This is a genomic window from Psychroserpens luteolus, from assembly GCF_021032705.1.
Taxonomy (GTDB): Bacteria; Bacteroidota; Bacteroidia; order Flavobacteriales; family Flavobacteriaceae; genus Psychroserpens; species Psychroserpens luteolus.
Map to the genome: position 1 here is coordinate 1 of NZ_JAHVXI010000032.1, position 393 is coordinate 393.

General features: G+C 56.0%; 1 protein-coding gene. It reads right to left on the minus strand.

Features of this window, described 5'->3' with window-relative positions; translation table 11 throughout:
• On the minus strand, window positions 1-393 hold a 393-nt coding region (locus KWG70_RS17710; RefSeq protein ID WP_394801643.1), incomplete at both ends, for an ABC transporter permease.

Sequence of the window (393 nt, forward strand, 5' to 3'; positions counted from 1 at the left end):
TCGATGCCTGTGTACACGGCCGCATGGGGGTTCCCGCCCACTGCGAAAATGGACCGACCGAACTGCGTGCGCGCCATCATGATCCCGAACAAAATGATCGTGATGATCGCGGCCCAGGACAACACAGGCAGACCCAATAGAACTATGCGGGGGAAGTCGGTGAAGGCTGGTGACATCTCATGAGAATTCACCCATTTGCCGTCTGAAATCAGAAAAATAATACCCCGAAAGATGGTCATCGTGCCGAGGGTCACAACGATCGGCGGGATCGCCAATTTCCAGACCAAAACCCCGTTGATCGCACCCATTACCGCACCAAGCAGAACTGCAATCGCGATGATCACAGGGATCGGCAGGCCCGGCATGGCGACGTTGATCATCGCCACCGCCATA